Raw genomic sequence first — 13,912 nt, 5'->3', positions numbered from 1 at the left:
TTTGAGGCCCCTCGCCCCTCTGGGACCGAGCGCGGCGAGGTGGACCATCAGGGGGTTTGACCATGCGCATGATCTACGCGGACCGTGGTCCGTCACCACTGGATTCCGGCAAGCCCGGCGCGGCCGACCGGGACTCGACATTCGGCTGGTGGGGTGCGTTCAGCATCCAGAAGTTCGTGAACCAGAACCCGCTCTCGCACACGCACGAGGACGCCACGGGGTGGCTCGCCTATCTCCAGCAGTTCTACGACCGGAACTACTGGTTCGCGGACGGCGGCGTGCAGGTGTGGGCGTACGAGGAGACGTACGACAACTGGCAGGACCGCTACGGGGTGGACGCCGTGGTCGCCGTCTACCACTCCGGGCACGGCGGCATGGACGGCAACGGGGTGTTCTTCGCGCCGCTCGGCGCGGTGTGGGACGGCCGCAGTGACGCGATCTCCAACCGGATGGGGTTCGGCAACGAGCGGGCGAACTACGTCTTCTGGTCCACCTGCAACTCGTTGCGTGTCCTGGACGGGCACTCCCCCGTGCGCACCTGGGCGGGCCCCAACCTTGGCTCCCGGATGATCTTCGGCTTCGAGACGACGAGCATCGACAGCCCGGACTACGGCAAGAAGTTCTGGGAGAAGTGGCGGGCCGGGCAGACGTACTGCGACGCCTGGCTGAACGCGTCCTGGGACATCTACCACGGGCAGGCGCCCTCGGTCTGCGCGACCGGGCCGACCCAGGCGGAGGCGACCAACCGCCTCAACTCCGAGCGGACGTTCTTCCGTGAGCACGTCTCCGACGCCTGGTACGCGTGGCGCTGGTACTACGCCCGCAGCAGCCTGCGCGAGGCGGCGACCGCCGTACCGGAGCAGACCGTTCAGCTGGCGCCGCGCGATCCGAGCGCGGAACTCGCGAAGCTCGGGCAGGCGGCGAGCTTCCCGGCCGCCGCGCTCCAGGAGGTCCAGGTCGAGCGGCAGGGTGTACTGAGCGCCAACTCCGGTGACCGGTACGTTGCCACGGCGCCGCTGGCCGCGCGCTGGGTCAAGCTCGCCGAGGCCAACCACCGCAACACCGCCCAGCTGGACACCGGCCGGGCCGTGGAGTTGGCCCGGGCCTTCGCCGATCGACACGTCGAGGCAACTGGCGGCGCCGAGTTGATCGTCGACGGCGTGCACGACCTGTGGCAGAACTCCGGCACCAAGGACGGCTCGCAGCTCGGTGAACCCGTGTCGCTGCAGACACATGTGACCTTCCGTCAGACCTTTGACGGCGTGCCTGTCATCACGCCCGGGCGCGGTGAGATCCGCGTGGCACTCGACAACGACGGAACGGTCGTGCAGGCGCACCTGTCGACGCGGGAGGCGGCGGGTTCGACCCGGACGCCGAGTTCGGTGGTCGCACCGCCGTCCGGGCAGGGGATGCGGGCCGCGGCGGCACCGCTCCCGCGCGACCCGGCCGAGGCGCTGGCCTCGGCCCAGCTGAGGCTGGTCCAGCACCTCGCCGTGGTGGGCTCCGGCGAACAGCGCTCCGCCGCCGAGATCCACGAGCAGCTGGAGATCCGGGACGTGCCGGGCACCTTGCAGGTCGGCTACGAGATCGAAGGCAACGAGGCGTTCCCGGCCGCCCGCAAGCTGATCGAGATCGGGCAGCAGAACAGCATGTACAGGACGCAGCGCTGGGTGGTCGCACCACTGGCCCGGTAGCAAGGCATCGCCGGCCCGGTGGACCGAGGGCCGGTCCGTCAGGCGGCACGCTCGTTCGGGCGTGCCGTCAGCGGCACCTGGGGGCCGTCGCACTCGCGCAGCCACCGCCGCAGTACGCGGTGCACGTGCTGCGCGCCGACGAGTTCGCCGTCGTCGTCGACCGGTGCGGACAGCGCCACGGGCGAGAGCAGAAAGGGCCGGGCCTGGGCCCCGCCGAGTCCGCCGTGCGAGCCGATCTGCTCCTCGAAGGCGAGGACTTCGCCCTCTTTGGGTTCGAACCAGGAGTTGACCATGATGTCGGCGACGTGTGGGAAGGAGTGCGTGCGCCGTACGGCGTCGGCGGCGCCCGGCCCGAAGTCTGCGAGCGGGCCCGGGTACGCGTCGTCGAGCTCGTCCACCGGTACCTCCGCACCGTTCGCGCCGAGCACGAGACCGCCGTGCTCCTCGCTGCGGACCAGCACGAAACCGACGCCGGGGTGGTTGGCGAGCGTGGACAGCAGCGCGGGATGGCGCCGGTCGATCTCCTCCCGGCTCATCCGGTGCGGCACATCGGGGAAGGAGACCAGGCCGAGGTTGCCGGAGGCCAGCACGATGGGCTCGGAGCGGCGCCGCGAGGGCCGGTGCCGCTCGCCGCCCTCCTCGACCGGCCTGCGCAGCGCGGCCCGTACGGCGGCCCGGGCCTCGGCACCGCTGTGTGTGCGCTGCGCCTTGCGCGGCACGGGCAGCCCGCAGCCCGCGCGGACCAGATTGCCGAGGGTGAGGCCGTAGCGGGTCAGGAAGGTCTCCCCGGGGCTCTGGCCGTGGTCGGACAGCAGCACGATCCGGTACGGCCGCGGCGCGTGCTCGGCGACCTTCGCGATCAGCGCGAGCGAACTGTCGAGCCGTTCCAGGACCTTCTCGGCGTCCCGGCTGCGCGGCCCGGAGTGGTGTGCCACTTCGTCGTACGCCACCAGGTCCGCGTAGACCGCGTTGCGCCCGACGAGCATGTCGCCGATCACCGCGGCGACGACGACGTCCCGCTCGACGACGGTGGCGAAGGCTCGGACGAAGGGGTACAGCCCGCCGCGCTTGACGCGCGGGCGCCGCTTCTTCAGCCGGGCCCAGGTGGACTGGCCCATCTCCCGTATGACCTCGGCGACGAAGGACATGGCGGTGCGGACGGCGTTGGCGGGGTCGCTGAAGTAGGCGAAATAGCCTGCCCTGGAGCGGTTCTCCTTGCCCCTTCGCGCCGCGATGGACAGCACGAGGGCCAACTCGTCGGCACCGCCGCTGAAGAGGTTGCCCCGGCTGGCACCGTCCACGGTGAGCAGCCCCCCGTCGCCGGTGTACTCGATCGCGCGGCGCTGGAGTTCGGCGGCGCTGCTGGGCCGGTTGCAGACCATGACCTCGCCGCTGTCCTTCTCGTACCAACGGAAGGCCGGGATGTCGTGGTTGCTGCCGTGCAGGATGCCGAGCTGGCTGGCGCCGGTCTGGCTGGACCAGTCGGTGCGCCAGGGGGTGAGCCGGTGGGTGGGCCGCCTGCCGCCGAGCCACTCCGCGACGGTCGGCATGAGCCCCTTGCCGATGGCGCTCTCCAGGACGTCGTGGCCCACGCCGTCGAGCTGGATGAAGACGGCGCCGGGGGTCGAGGGCCCGGCCTGTCCGGCGGCGCGCCTGCGGCGCCGGTCGGCGAGCCGGTACAGCCTGCGCCGGTACGCGTCGTCATCCCGTACGGCCAGGGCACCCCCCGTGGCCGAGGCGACGGCGGACATCACCGCGGCGACGACCACGGCCGTCTCGGGGGCGGCCTCACCCTGCCCGGAAGGACTGATCCGCAGCGCGATCAGCAGCAGTGATCCATTGAGGAAGAACACGAGCAGTCCGAGCACGAGGGCGGGCACCAGCAGCAACGCCCTGACCAGCAGGGGCCACACGAGCGAGGACAGCAGACCGAAGACGCCCGCGCCGGCCGCCGCGGTGACGGCGATCTGCGTGGCGCTGTCCCCGTTGTCCGACTGCAACTGGAAATCGGGCAGCAGACCGGCCAGGACGAGCATCGTGACCGTGGACACGGCCCACACCGCGATGCTCCGCCAGACTCCGCTGAGGACCCGTCGCCAACGTCCTCCACCCACGCCCCGTCCACCTCACGTCCCGGCCCGCCCGGTCGACCAGGCCTGCTCCCACCCTGTCACAACGGGCGGGTGGGGCCAGGTGTCCCCGGACGGAGGGTTCAGCGGCCGTCGTACCCCGCCGTCGGCATCGACAGACGGCGGTGGACCCGGGCCTTCATCTGGGCGTCGTACGCCGGTTCCGCGCAGCCGACCGTCTCGACCCGTACGCCGCGGCGCACGCACTCGGCGGTGAACTCGTCGACCGAGGCGAGGGCGCGCTCCAGCACACGGCGGCTGGGCGCGACGAACAGATCGACGAGGCCCGCCTCGACGTCCGTCCACAGGGTGCGGTGGTCGGGGCGCAGACCACGCACGAGGAGCTCCCGCGTGACCACGTAGCCGTGCTCGGCGGCCCAGCGGGCGCACATCGCGTGCTGGCTGCGGGAGTCGACGAGGAAGGGGTCCGCGTCGAGCTCCTCCAGGGGCGTCAGGCTCGCGATCGCCGTGACGCGAAGCGCCGCGGGGCCGCCCTGTTCGAGCGAGCACTCGAGGGCGTGCATGCCGGAGGCAGCGCGCGCGTCTCCCATGGCGTCCCCCTCACCTCCGGGTTGCGCCGCCGACCCTACTCCTGCCCGTAGGCTCGGGGGGAGTCGCGCGAAGGAGGCAAAGAGGTGCCGGTGGAGATCACCTGGTGGGGGCACGCCACCTGCACGCTGGAGGACTCCGGCATACGCGTGCTCACCGACCCGCTCTTCGCGCGCCGGCTCGCACACCTGCGCCGCAGGCGCGGGGCGCCGCCCCCGCCCCGGGCGGCGGTCGCCGACGTGGCACTCGTCTCCCATCTGCACGCCGACCATCTGCACCTGCCCTCGCTGGCGCAGCTCGCTCCCGGTACGCGGCTGCTGGTGCCGAAGGGCGCGCCGCGGGCGGTGCCCGGGCTGGGCAGGCTGGACCATCTCCGGCTTATCGAGGTGGCGCCCGGCGACCGTACCCAGGTCGGTGACCTGGTCGTACGCACCGTCTCGGCACGCCACGACGGGCGGCGGCTGCCCGTCGGGCCGCACCGCTCCCCCGCCGTCGGGTACGTGGTCGAGGGCGAGGCGCGCACGTACTTCGCCGGGGACACCGGGCTGTTCGCGTCGATGGCCGAGGAGGTCGGGCCGGTCGACGTGGCGCTGCTGCCGGTGGGCGGATGGGGGCCGTTCCTCGGGGAGGGCCACCTCGACGCGGCGCGCGCCGCGGAGGCGCTCGCCCAGTTGATGCCGCTGAGCGCCGTGCCGGTGCACTACGGCACGTACTGGCCGATCGGGATGGACGCCGTGCGCCCCCACGAATTCCACGCGCCGGGCGAGGAGTTCGTACGCCTCGCCGCCGAGCGCGCGCCCGAGGTCACGGTGCACCGCCTCGAACACGGCGAGAGCGTACGCCCGGAGGTCGCGCGGTGACGTACCTGGCGGAGCCCACCCCACACGGACTGACACCCGGCGAGGGCGCTCGGCCGGAGGTCACCAGGTGATCTTCCTGACCGCGGCTGCCACGACCGCGCCGCCGGAGTCCACGCAGCAGGCGATCGGGTATCCCTCGCTGTTTCTGCTGGTGTTGATCGGCGCGCTGGTGCCGGTGGTGCCTACGGGTGCGCTGGTGAGTTCGGCGGCTGTGGTCGCCTTTCATCAGTCAGCGCCGTTCGCGCTGCTGATGGTCTTCGCGGTGGCGGCGCTCGCGGCGTTCCTCGGCGATGTCGGGCTGTACTGGCTCGGTCAGCGCGGTATGCGGTCCAAGAACGGCTCCCGCTGGCTCGAGACCCTCCGCGACCGCGCCCCCGAGGACCGGCTCGCCCAGGCCCAGGAGAAGCTGAGCGACCACGGCATCGCCGTGCTCGTCCTCTCCCGTCTGGTCCCGGCCGGCCGTATTCCGGTCATGCTCGCCTGTCTCATGGCGAAGATGCCCCTGCGCACCTTCGCCCGCGGCGACGTCCCCGCCTGCCTCGCCTGGGCGGTGGCGTACCAGCTGATCGGCATCCTCGGCGGGTCTCTGTTCAGCGAGCCGTGGGAGGGAGTGGTCGCCGCTGTCGCGCTCACGCTGGCGATCAGCGTGGCACCGAGCGTGTGGCGAAGGGTACGGAGGCCGGCCACGTAGCCGATGGCGGGGGCACCCCCGCCGCCCCTACGCAACCCGTACCTGGGGGCTGCGCCCCTCAAAGAGGCGCGGGGAACTGCGCGACCAGCACCCACGCACCCGCAGCCGAAAGGCTGGTACGGGACAGGTAGGGGCGGAGGGGCGAAGAAACCCTCAGGCCAGCACCCGCGACGCCCCCACCGGCAGGTCCCACAGCGCCTCGCGGGCCAGCCCCGCCTTCTCCCAGGCCACCCGTACGCGTGTCAGCGGTTCCAGGACGGGCTCGGCGGAGAGGACGAAGGTGCCCCAGTGCATGGGCGCCATCCGCTCGGCGCCGAGGTCGGCAGCCGCCCGCACCGCCTCCTCAGGGTCGCAGTGGACGTCGCTGAGCCACCACCGGGGGTCGTACGCACCGATCGGCAACAAGGCCAGGTCGATGCCCGGGTAGCGCCGGCCGATGCGGGCGAACCAGTGGCCGTACCCCGTGTCGCCCGCGAAGTACACGCGCTGCCCGTCGGGCGCGGTGAGGACCCAGCCGCCCCACAGCGTGCGACAGGTGTCGGCCACGCCGCGCTTGGACCAGTGGTGGGCGGGGACGAAGTCGAGGCGGACGCCTCGCAGTTCGGCAGCCTCCCACCAGTCCAGCTCGGTGACCTGGGTGAACCGGCGGCGCCTGAACCACCGCCCCAGGCCGGCCGGTACGAACACCGGTGTGTCGCGCGGAAGTCGGCGCAGGGTCGGCGCGTCCAGGTGGTCGTAGTGGTTGTGACTGATGACGACCGCGTCGACGCGCGGCAGCGCGCTCCAGGCCACGCCGACCGGTGTGATCCGGACCGGGGTGCCGAGGATCTTGCGGGACCAGACCGGGTCGGTGAGGACGGTGAGCCCGCCGATCCGGATCACCCAACTCGCGTGCCCCGCCCAGGAGACGGCGAGCGTGCGCGCGTCGACCCAGGGCAGCGGCTCCGGTTCGAACGGCAGCAGCGGAATGTCGGCGAGCCCTTCGGCCCCCGGCCGCAACGCGCCCTCGCGGGCGAACCTGGCGAAGGCCCGCAGCCCGGGCAGCGGAGCGGTCAGCCGTTCCACGAAGGACCGCGGCCAGACACGCCGCTCGCCGAGCGGACGGGGCTCGGCGAGGGGACCGACAGGAACGGGAGGACCGGCAGGGACGAGAGGAACTGCGGGAGACACGTGCCCGGCCACCGCCGGGCCCGAAGAGGACGCCGGATCGTCGGCGTCCTGTGTGGTCGTAGTCGTGCTCGTGGTCGACTCGGACTGCTGCGTCATCGAGGAGGCTCCCATCGCTGAGCGTCGTCGCGGAGATCGTCGAAGGCCGACCCCAAGAGGGTCAACGCGCGTTGCACATGCGGCAGTTCCAAAGGCGAGGGTGACGTAAGGCATTCCGCCCGCTCCTCGTCCGTGGCGCCGAGCAGCGGCCCGGTGCCCAGGCGCACCCTCAGCGCCTCGAGGTCGTCGCCGAACCGGTGGCCGCCCGGCGCGGGCATGCCGAGCCGGGCGGTGAGGAAGTCCTCCAGGTCCTGGGCGTCGCCCACGCCGTGCGCGCCGAGCGCGGAGCGCAGCGGGCCGAGGTCCACGTACAGGTGTCTGCCGGCCTGCGGGGGCCGCACGACGGCGCCCGCGCCGACCACCGCGTGGTGCGCGGCGGCGGCCACGCGCGCGTGCAGGTGTACGGCGGCGGTGAGCCGTTCGGTGATCGCGGCGGGCTCGTCGAGCGCGTACGCAGCCGCCGCGGCGACCGGTTCGGCGACCCGTGCGCCGAGCACGGTGAGCACGTCGAGGACACGGGCGCGCAGTCCGATCCCGGACTCGGTGTCCGGGAAGCGGGCGACGGCGGCCGGCCAGCCCTGCGGCAGGAAGGCGCCCGCGAGGTCCGTGAGGACGGTGACCTCGTCGGGGAGCATCTCGGCGGGGCTGAACAGCACCGTGTCGTGCGGCCGGTGCAGCGTGTCGCGCCAGGTCTCGTCGCTGACGATGTGCAACCCCTCGCCCACCGCGGCCTCCACGGTCTCGTGGACGACCTCGGGCGGCGCGACGGTCGCGGTGGGGTCGTCGGCCACGGAGAGCACGAGCAGCCGCGGTTCGCCGCCCTCGGCGCGGACTCTGCGGACGGTCTCCAGGAGGGCGTACGGATCCGGAAGGCCCCCGCACTCCGCGGGCGTCGCCACATGGAACACGGATCTGCCCAACAGCCGTACCTGCGGCGCCCACCAGGCGGCGCACGGGCGCGGCACGAGGACATCGCCGCCGAGCGCGCCGGTCAGCGCGAGGAGCAGCGCGGGGGCACCGGGTGCGGCGACCACCCGGTCGTGCGCGGCGGGCAGTCCGCGGCGGCTCCAGTAGGCACAGGCCGCGTCGAGGAGCGCGGGCCCACCGCCGGAGGGCTCGGCGTGGGCGCGGTCCGCGGCGGCGGCCAGCGCGGAGCGGAGTTCCGGCAGCACGGGCAGGCCCTGATCGGGAAGAGGCGGGCCGTAACGGACGGGGCCGTGCCCTTCCGGATGCGTCCGCCGCATACGTTCCTCCGCGCAGTCCGTGGTGCCGTGCCCTGTCGCCGGTGTACTGCCCGTCGCCGCTGCCGTGCCCCGCTCCGGTGCTCCTGCCTCCGTACGGTCTCCGGTGTCCCTGTCCCTGTCCCTGTCCCTTCGTACAGCCTCTCGTACGGCGCCGCTCGCGCCCTCGGCCTCTCCGTACCTAGGGTTCAGTCACCTCATGGGCGGCGGTTCGGTTGTGCCGGTCACAGCATCAGCGGTCGGCGGACTTGTCCTTGTGGCGCAGTCGGTGGACGGCCGCGCCCACCGCGCCCGCGATCAGGACACCGCCGGCGACCAGCGCCGGGACGGAGTCGGTGAAGGTGCCGCCCTCCCCGGCCTGCACCCCGCCCTCAACGGTCGATGGGCGCTGCCCATCACCGCTTTCCGACGGGCGCCCTACGGCGTCGCCGTCCGACGGACGCTCCTCGGTGCCGCCGTCCGACGGCTGCTCCACGGTGCCGCCGTCCGACGGACGCTCCGCGGCGTCGCCGTCCGGCGGGCTCTGCCCGGTGTCGCGATCCGGGAGGCGCTCTACGGTGTCGCCACCCGGCAGGCTCTGTCCCGTGCCGCTTTCCGACGGGCGCTCCACGGTGCCGCTGTCCGGCGCGGGCTCCACGGTTCCGATTTCCGGCGCGGGCTCCACGACGTCGCTGTCCGGCGCGGGCTCCACGACGTCGCTGTCCGGCGCGGGCTCCACGACGTCGCTGTCCGGCGCGGGCTCCACGGCGTCGCTGTCCGGCAGGCTCTGACCGGCGTCGCTTTCCAGGGGGCGCTCCACGGTGTCGCCTCCCGGGAGGCTCTGCGCGGTACCGCTCGCCGCGGTGCGGCCACGGGCCACGGTGTACGCGGCCTTCCACTTCTTCTCCTGGCCTCCCGAGGCCCCGGGGCAGGCGCCATCGACGCCCCACTCCAAATCCGCGCCCACCGCGTCGGGGCCGTCGTCGACGTGGTCGCCCTGCGGGATACGGGCCGTGCCCCGGTAGGCCGCGGCGCCCGCCACACCCTGCTCGTCGCCCGCCACCCGGCGCAGCTGGACCTTGCCCTGCTCGAAGCCCTCCGAGGCGGCGTCGATCAAGTCGGGCGGGGATCCGTCGATCCCGTCGCAGGTGACGGAGATGGTGATGATGCCACCGGGTTCCACGGACCCCGGGCTGACCTCCGCGGCCGGGTCCGCGGACGCGGCCGACGCGGCGGCGCCCAGGGCGGCACCGGCCAGGGCGGTGGCGGACAGGGCACGGGCGGTACGGCGCATGGGATGGGCTCCTTCGGCCGGGCGGCTTTCCCGGGGGGCACGGCCGTCGTGCCCCCCGTGGCCCATCACAGCCCGCCCGGCGGCGCGGCGCGCGCGGCCGGGCACCATTCGCGGGACATGGACGCCCGAGCGGGTGACCCCAGGGGTACGAAGACTGCCGCCTGCCACGGACACGAGGCCCGCCGCCCGCCGGGGCCCGGGGCCCGCCTCCCACGACCGGTCAGTCGGACAGTGCGACGAGCTGCTTCTCCAGTCCCCGACCGCGTTTGTCCACGACGGCCGAGGCGACGTCGGACAGTTTGCGGTTGGTGCCCTGCGACATGCGGCGCAGTACCCCGAAGGCCGTGTCCGCGTCGCAGCCGAGCACATGCATGACGATGCCGCAGGCCTGGTCGACGACGGGCCGGGTGCGCAGCGCGGTGCCCAGCTGGTCGAGCTCGGTGAGCGCTGCGCGGTAGGAGCGGTCGCGGAGCAGACAGGTCGCGGCGAGGTCGCCGAGCGCACGGGCGGGGCCGCGCGGGGCGTCCTCCAGGGCGCCGGGCCGGAAGCTGTAGAGGCTGAGCGTGACGGTCAGCCCGGAGCGCCGGAAGGGGATGGTGACGCTGGAGCGCACGCCCGCGTCGAGGGCCATGGCGCGGAACTCCGGCCAGCGCTCCTCGCGCAGCAGGTCCGCCGAGTCGACGGGCTCACCGCGCTCCAGGGCGGCCGGGATCGGCCCGTCGCCGGAGCGGAGCTGCACCGAGACGAGTCCGGCGAGGTCAGGGTGGGTCACCGCGGCGGGCCGCTCGGCGCCGCCCTCGCACACCATGCCGCTGGCGCCGCAGCAGTCGGTGGTGCAGTGTGCGGCCTGCTCGACGAGTTCCGAGAGCCTCCTCCCGGGAAGGGCGGACTCGGGCGATTCCGGTCCCAGATGGCCGAGTTGATCGGTTTCCGGCATGGTTCACTCCTCCTCTCGTCGTCTCCTCGGCGCCTTCCCGGTCACCTGCGTGAAAAACACGTTCTGCGGGTTCGGCCCCCGCGGCCCCCGGAATGCGCCGCTCGGGTTACGTTCATCGCATGGCGCAGACGGACGAATTCGGTGAAGAACTTGCGGATTTCGTACGCCGCGTTGCGGAGTTGAAGGCGTCGCGGTCCGTGCCCCGAGACGACCTTGCGACGGTGCTCGACGCGGCGATCTTCGAACTCGACCATGTGGCCGACCAGTTGTGGCCGTGGTTCCAGCGTCTGTCCTCGGACGGCCCGTCCGGCGTCGCCTCGGTGGACCGTCAGGAACAGCAGCTTCTCAAGGCGCTCTTCCAGCGGGTGCCGGTGCCCGTCGCGCTGGTGGACCGCGAGACGGTGGTGCGCAGACTGAACTTCGCGGCGACCGCCTTCACCGGAGTCCGGGCGGGCTATGCGACCGGCCGGCCGCTGACCGGGTTCCTCGCGCACGCCGACCGCGCCGCGTTCCGCTCGCAAGCGGCGGCGGTGGCGCGCGGCGAGGGCGACCGCGGTCTCACCGTCCACCTCCAGCAGCAGCCGTCGGTACCGGTGCGCGCGACGCTGACCGCCCTGCGGCCCGGCGGGGAACCCCGGACCGCCGTCCTCGTCGTCCTGCAGCCCGGCGATTCCCGGGTGCCGTCGGAGGGGAACGTGCCGGGCCCGGCGGTGCCGAGTCTGTCCGAGACCACCCGGCACGCCGCGCTGATGGACCTGGTGGACGCGATGACCACGGCGTTGCTGAGCGCGCCCGGCGGGGACCGGCCCGCGGTGCTCGCACGGGCGGCCGGGGTGCTGCACGGGCGGTTCGCGGACTGGGTGGTGGCCGACGCCGGCGCCGCGCGGCTGTCCCGTACGACCGTCCTGGGACCGTCGGAACGCGCCGAGGAGGTGGCGGCCGTGGCCGGGCAGGATCCCGCCGCGTGCCCCCTCGTCGTCGAGGCGGCACGCGGCGGTTCCACGGCCCTTCAGGTGCGCCCCGAGGACCCGGACGCCTTCGGGCGCGACACCTCGGGCGCCCCCGTCCTCGTACGCGCGAATGTGACGTCGCTGCTGTGCGTGCCACTGACCACCGAATCCGGGCCCGTACGGGGGGTGTTGACGCTGTTCCGCAGCGGCGCACGGCTGGCGTTCTCGATGGCCGAGGGGCAGGCGATGGACATGATGTCCCGTCATATCGCGCTGGCCATGGCGCGGTTGAACTGACCCGCGGAACCGACCCGCGGGCCGGGCGCTACGCCACGTCGCGCATCACCTGGTCGCGCAGCCGGTTGCAGCAGCGGCTGATCAGCCGCGAGACGTGCATCTGGGAGATGCCGAGTTCGTCGGCGATGCTGCTCTGGGTCATGTCGCCGAAGAACCGCATGTAGAGGATGGCGCGTTCCCGCTCGGGCAGGGCCTGCAGGCGGGGCTTGACGGCCTCGCGGTCGATCACGGTGTCGAGGGCCGCATCGGGCGATCCGAGGGCGTCACTGAGTGAGTAGCCGTCCTCGCTGCCCGGGAGTTCGGCGTCCAGGGAGAGCGCGGTGAAGCTCTCCAGGGCCTCCAGGCCGGTCAGGACGTCCTCCTCGCTCATCCGGGCGCGCTCGGCGATCTCGGCGACGGTGGGCCTGCGGCCCGAGATGGTCTGCGACAGGTCCTGGCTGGCGAACCGTACCCGGTTGCGCAGGTCCTGGACGCGGCGCGGCACGTGCAGGGTCCACATGTGATCGCGGAAGTGGCGCTTGATCTCACCGGTGATGGTCGGCACGGCATAGCTCTCGAAGGCGTTGCCGAGCTCGGGGTCGTAGCGGTCGACGGCCTTGACCAGGCCGAGCGCCGCGACCTGGCGCAGATCGTCGTAACTCTCGCCGCGACTGCGGAACCGCCCCGCGAGCCGATCGGCCATCGGCAGCCAGGCCTCGACGATCTCCTCGCGGAGCGTGTCGCGCTGCTGGCCCGGGGGGAGCGTGGCGAGCTTGCGGAATGCCTCCGCGGTGTCGGGGGCGTCGTCGTGCGGATGATGCTTCGCGCTCGCTTGAGTTGGCATGGTGCGTCGCAACTCCCTTGGATGTGCCTTGAGTTGGGCAGTCACCGTGGGAGTACGCGGATGTGCCGGACGGACACACCCGTGGCGACGGTTCGCCGCTCCCACGGACGTGCCTCCTGTCCGAAGCACTGGGAGTGCGTCTGCCCCGAGACATGCGGAGCAAACACACACGGCTACGAAGGTGGGGCGGTTGGTGACGGTGGAGCGACGTGTCGATTCGTGGTCCACGGGTACGCGATCACCACCCCCGAACATCTGGAGGGAGTCATGCAGCGAGGCAGCGACCGGCTGAGCGTCCACCGGGACGAAGAGATGAAGCACGAACTACGAGAGCTGCTCAGGTCGGGGCACCCCACCCGGACCGACGAGTGGCACGATCCGGAGCCGACCGCCGAAGACGACCCTGAGATCGCGGGCGGCCCCGTGGCGCCGGGCCGCCCGACCGCCTCCGTCGAGAGGGTGCAGCTCGAACTGGGGCGACTGCTGGGCCGTACGCCGTTCCCCGCGGGCCCGCGTGAGCTGAGCGGCCTGCTGCGGGACAAGCACGCGCCGGACGTGCTCGTCGAGGCTCTGGAGCGACTGCCGCACAAGGCCCGCTACACCACGGCACACGAGCTGGCGGAAGCGGTCGTGCGCGTCGGGTGACCGGAAGGGAAGGCATGGGCTCCCGGCTCGGGGGTACTGCGGCCGTCGTCCCGCCGACGTACCCGCACCCCCGCAGCCGGGGAACGCAGGAAGGCCCAACAGCCATGGCAGATTTCGTCAGGGAAGTCATGACGCCGGGAGTCGTCGCGGTCAGCCCGGACGCCTCGCTCGTCGAGGCCGCGCAACTGATGCGGGCCCAGGACATCGGCGATGTCCTGGTGGCCGACCACGAGCTGATCGGGGTTCTCACCGACCGTGACATCGCACTGCGCGCCGTAGCCGACGGCGCCGATCCGCTGACCGTGAGCGCACAGGCCGTGTGCACCCCCCCATCCGGTGGTGATCGGCCCGGACGACGCCGTGGCCACCGCGATCGAACTGATGCGCGAGCACGCCGTACGCCGGCTGCCGGTCGTCGAGGACGGTCGGCCGGTGGGGATGGTGAGCCTCGGCGACCTCGCGGTGGCGCAGGACCCGGGCTCGGCACTCGCCGACATCAGCCGCGCCGCACCGGAGCGGTGGCCCGGCACACCGCGCCCGCCTCTCTGACGGCCAAG

Annotated in this window: 12 protein-coding genes and 1 pseudogene; 6 read left to right on the top strand and 7 right to left on the bottom strand. The window is 72.9% G+C overall.

Annotation, left to right across the window (positions count from 1 at the left end):
• Window positions 1-62 precede the first annotated feature (62 nt).
• Window positions 63-1,694, top strand: coding sequence for a DUF6345 domain-containing protein (locus ACZ4RZ_RS24880; protein WP_467747661.1), 1,632 nt, complete (start codon window positions 63-65; stop codon window positions 1,692-1,694).
• A gap of 38 nt (window positions 1,695-1,732) precedes the next feature.
• On the opposite strand, the gene ACZ4RZ_RS24875 is transcribed toward ACZ4RZ_RS24880, so the two are convergent.
• Both ACZ4RZ_RS24875 and ACZ4RZ_RS24870 read right to left on the bottom strand, forming a co-directional pair.
• Window positions 1,733-3,808: a phage holin family protein gene (locus ACZ4RZ_RS24875; protein WP_467747660.1), complete on the bottom strand. Its 2,076-nt coding sequence runs from the start codon at window positions 3,806-3,808 to the stop codon at window positions 1,733-1,735.
• A 98-nt stretch (window positions 3,809-3,906) separates the two neighbouring features.
• Window positions 3,907-4,374, bottom strand: coding sequence for a recombinase family protein (locus ACZ4RZ_RS24870; RefSeq protein WP_467747659.1), 468 nt, complete (start codon window positions 4,372-4,374; stop codon window positions 3,907-3,909).
• An 84-nt stretch (window positions 4,375-4,458) separates the two neighbouring features.
• Here ACZ4RZ_RS24870 and ACZ4RZ_RS24865 point away from each other — a divergent pair, with 84 nt between their 5' ends.
• Both ACZ4RZ_RS24865 and ACZ4RZ_RS24860 read left to right on the top strand, forming a co-directional pair.
• Window positions 4,459-5,232 (top strand): MBL fold metallo-hydrolase, encoded by a 774-nt coding sequence (locus ACZ4RZ_RS24865; RefSeq protein WP_467747657.1) that lies wholly within the window; start codon window positions 4,459-4,461, stop codon window positions 5,230-5,232.
• A gap of 67 nt (window positions 5,233-5,299) precedes the next feature.
• Window positions 5,300-5,923 carry a DedA family protein gene (locus tag ACZ4RZ_RS24860; RefSeq protein WP_467747655.1) on the top strand — a complete coding sequence of 208 codons (624 nt, stop codon included), beginning with the start codon at window positions 5,300-5,302 and terminating at the stop codon, window positions 5,921-5,923.
• A 153-nt stretch (window positions 5,924-6,076) separates the two neighbouring features.
• Here ACZ4RZ_RS24860 and ACZ4RZ_RS24855 read toward each other — a convergent pair whose 3' ends face one another.
• The 4 genes from ACZ4RZ_RS24855 to ACZ4RZ_RS24840 all read right to left on the bottom strand — a co-directional run bounded on the left by ACZ4RZ_RS24855 (window position 6,077) and on the right by ACZ4RZ_RS24840 (window position 10,640).
• On the bottom strand, window positions 6,077-7,189 hold the full coding sequence (locus tag ACZ4RZ_RS24855; RefSeq protein WP_467747653.1) for an MBL fold metallo-hydrolase: 1,113 nt from the start codon (window positions 7,187-7,189) through the stop codon (window positions 6,077-6,079).
• Window positions 7,186-8,433, bottom strand: a complete 1,248-nt coding sequence (locus tag ACZ4RZ_RS24850) for an aminotransferase class I/II-fold pyridoxal phosphate-dependent enzyme (RefSeq protein WP_467747651.1) — start codon at window positions 8,431-8,433, stop codon at window positions 7,186-7,188. Before ACZ4RZ_RS24850 ends, ACZ4RZ_RS24855 begins: the two co-directional genes overlap by 4 nt.
• 229 nt (window positions 8,434-8,662) lie before the next feature.
• Complete coding sequence (locus tag ACZ4RZ_RS24845) at window positions 8,663-9,703, bottom strand: hypothetical protein (protein ID WP_467747649.1); 1,041 nt, start codon at window positions 9,701-9,703, stop codon at window positions 8,663-8,665.
• Window positions 9,704-9,923: 220 nt separating this feature from the next.
• Entirely contained in the window at window positions 9,924-10,640 is a 717-nt protein-coding gene (locus tag ACZ4RZ_RS24840) for an ANTAR domain-containing response regulator (RefSeq protein WP_467747647.1), read from the bottom strand.
• A gap of 119 nt (window positions 10,641-10,759) precedes the next feature.
• On the opposite strand from ACZ4RZ_RS24840, the gene ACZ4RZ_RS24835 reads away from it, so the two are divergent.
• Window positions 10,760-11,887: a PAS domain-containing protein gene (locus tag ACZ4RZ_RS24835; RefSeq protein WP_467747646.1), complete on the top strand. Its 1,128-nt coding sequence runs from the start codon at window positions 10,760-10,762 to the stop codon at window positions 11,885-11,887.
• A 28-nt stretch (window positions 11,888-11,915) separates the two neighbouring features.
• Here ACZ4RZ_RS24835 and ACZ4RZ_RS24830 read toward each other — a convergent pair whose 3' ends face one another.
• Window positions 11,916-12,710, bottom strand: a complete 795-nt coding sequence (locus ACZ4RZ_RS24830) for an RNA polymerase sigma factor SigF (RefSeq protein WP_467747644.1) — start codon at window positions 12,708-12,710, stop codon at window positions 11,916-11,918.
• A gap of 267 nt (window positions 12,711-12,977) precedes the next feature.
• Between ACZ4RZ_RS24830 and ACZ4RZ_RS24825 the strand changes: the two genes are divergently transcribed.
• Together ACZ4RZ_RS24825 and ACZ4RZ_RS24820 are read left to right on the top strand one after the other, a co-directional pair.
• Window positions 12,978-13,355 carry a DUF2795 domain-containing protein gene (locus ACZ4RZ_RS24825; RefSeq protein ID WP_467747643.1) on the top strand — a complete coding sequence of 126 codons (378 nt, stop codon included), beginning with the start codon at window positions 12,978-12,980 and terminating at the stop codon, window positions 13,353-13,355.
• A 104-nt stretch (window positions 13,356-13,459) separates the two neighbouring features.
• Window positions 13,460-13,904 (top strand): annotated as a pseudogene (locus ACZ4RZ_RS24820) (CBS domain-containing protein).
• Window positions 13,905-13,912: the final 8 nt, after the last annotated feature.

The sequence above is a fragment of the Streptomyces sp. NPDC027189 genome, assembly GCF_055566975.1.
The sequence above is the reverse complement of the archived record's forward strand: the minus strand, read 5'-3'. Positions and strand labels throughout refer to the sequence as shown.

Coding starts and splice junctions, on each gene's coding strand:
- ACZ4RZ_RS24870 (WP_467747659.1), bottom strand. CDS start 4,374: ATGGGAGACGCGCGCGCTGCCTCCGGCATGCACGCCCTCGAGTGCTCG.
- ACZ4RZ_RS24835 (WP_467747646.1), top strand. CDS start 10,760: ATGGCGCAGACGGACGAATTCGGTGAAGAACTTGCGGATTTCGTACGC.
- ACZ4RZ_RS24825 (WP_467747643.1), top strand. CDS start 12,978: ATGCAGCGAGGCAGCGACCGGCTGAGCGTCCACCGGGACGAAGAGATG.
- ACZ4RZ_RS24845 (WP_467747649.1), bottom strand. CDS start 9,703: ATGCGCCGTACCGCCCGTGCCCTGTCCGCCACCGCCCTGGCCGGTGCC.
- ACZ4RZ_RS24880 (WP_467747661.1), top strand. CDS start 63: ATGCGCATGATCTACGCGGACCGTGGTCCGTCACCACTGGATTCCGGC.
- ACZ4RZ_RS24855 (WP_467747653.1), bottom strand. CDS start 7,189: ATGACGCAGCAGTCCGAGTCGACCACGAGCACGACTACGACCACACAG.
- ACZ4RZ_RS24830 (WP_467747644.1), bottom strand. CDS start 12,710: ATGCCAACTCAAGCGAGCGCGAAGCATCATCCGCACGACGACGCCCCC.
- ACZ4RZ_RS24840 (WP_467747647.1), bottom strand. CDS start 10,640: ATGCCGGAAACCGATCAACTCGGCCATCTGGGACCGGAATCGCCCGAG.
- ACZ4RZ_RS24850 (WP_467747651.1), bottom strand. CDS start 8,433: ATGCGGCGGACGCATCCGGAAGGGCACGGCCCCGTCCGTTACGGCCCG.